Source organism: Microcystis sp. LEGE 08355 (assembly GCF_015207185.1).
Classification (GTDB): Bacteria; Cyanobacteriota; Cyanobacteriia; order Cyanobacteriales; family Microcystaceae; genus Microcystis; species Microcystis panniformis.
On the sequence record NZ_JADEXI010000812.1, the window covers coordinates 1 to 1626 of the forward strand.

General features: G+C 49.0%; 2 protein-coding genes. Both read left to right on the plus strand.

Features of this window, described 5'->3' with window-relative positions:
• On the plus strand, nt 1–1199 hold a 1199-nt coding region (locus tag IQ242_RS24275), incomplete at its 5' end, for a GNAT family N-acetyltransferase (protein WP_193961718.1).
• Nucleotides 1199–1626 (plus strand): Holliday junction resolvase RuvX (ruvX, locus tag IQ242_RS24280; protein ID WP_193961719.1); only part of this gene is annotated, 428 nt, incomplete at its 3' end. The genes IQ242_RS24275 and ruvX, both read left to right, overlap by 1 nt.

The following is a 1626-nucleotide window of genomic DNA, read 5'->3' on the forward strand; positions in this document are numbered from 1 at the left end:
TGTATAAGAGACAGGTACAGTATCGGGATTTGGAAGACATTGAAGCTTTAACCCTGGATGACTTCGATGAGGATATTGATCGTCGCGCCCAAAATTTCCGCACCCAGGTGCAGCAGGTGCGGCCTTGGTTTGGGTTGTTTAAAATTCTCAGTTTTTTTCCCAATCCTCTCCAACACCGTTTTCATGTCTATGTGGCTGAGGCCATGGCCAATCGGGGAGAAGAAGGGAAAATTCGCGGGGCAATCCAAGTCACCCCTTTTAATAGTAGTCGCAGCACTTGGCGGGTGGAACAGGTGCGGGTGCATCCAGGGGAGTCTTTAAGCGAACCCAAGGGCATCGGGGCGCAATTACTGCGTTATTGTCTAGAAACGGTTTGGGAAGCGCGCACCTGGGTGTTAGAGGTTAATATCAATCAAAAGGACAGTTTGGCACTTTTTCGGCAACACGGTTTTCAGCCTTTGGCGGAATTAACCTATTGGTCTTTACCGCCGCAATTATTACAGGAATTGAGTAAACAAGAGGCAGATTTACCGAATTTACTGCCTGTGAGCAATGCTGACGCTCAATTGCTTTATCAGTTAGATTGTGTGTCTATGCCGCCGCTACTGCGTCAGGTATTTGATCGCCATATCCAGGATTTTAAAATCAATTTAGTTGATAGTTTGTTCGGTCGCTGTCAAAGTTGGTGCGGCGGTCCGCAAATTAGTCGCGGTTACGTTTTTGAACCACAACGAAAAGCGGCGATCGGTTATTTTGAATTAATTCTATCTAATCGGGATGAGCGACCCCATCAAGCGAAATTAATTGTCCATCCTGCCTACACTTGGCTCTATCCTAAGTTATTGATCCAGATGGCCCAGATCACTCGCAAGTATCCCCCTCGCTCGCTAGAGTTGATATCTGCCGATTATCAGCACGAAAGACGGGAATATCTGGAACAATTGGGAGCGATCCGCAGTTCCCACACCCTGATGATGTCGCGCTCGGTATGGCACAAAATCCGCGAAACTAAGCCGGAAAATTCCGCTCTGGCAGAAATGCTGCAGGGTTTACAATCGGTGCCACGAACTCCCATCCCTAGTCGGATGTCTTGGTTAAAATGGCCCAATAATCCCCCCCTGGACCCCCTCGACAGTCCGGGGGAACTTCCCCCAGTTAAACCGCCCTCGGAACCCCCCGATCAGGGGCATCCAGTGTGATGGAAAGGGTCGCCGCCCTCGGCTTAGATATCGGCAAAAAACGGGTAGGAGTGGCAGGATGTGACGGCACTGGTTTAATCGCCACCGGTTTAACCACGATTATCCGTTCTTCCTTTGTTGCCGATATAGCACAGTTTGAGGCAATTGTCAAGGAAAGAAATATTAAGATTTTGGTAGCGGGACTGCCCTATACCATGGCCGGAGAGTTAGGATTTCAGGCCAAACAGGTACAAAAATACGCCCAGAAACTAGCGATCGCCTTAGATTTGCCCCTCGAATACATTGATGAGCGTTGCACGTCCCTAGAGGCGGAAGAATTCTTAAAAGCCAAAAAACAGTTTTCCTCTTGGGATAAGGGAGCGATCGATCGGGAAGCGGCGGCGATTATTTTACAACAATGGCTCGATCGCCGACGGCGAGTTAATAC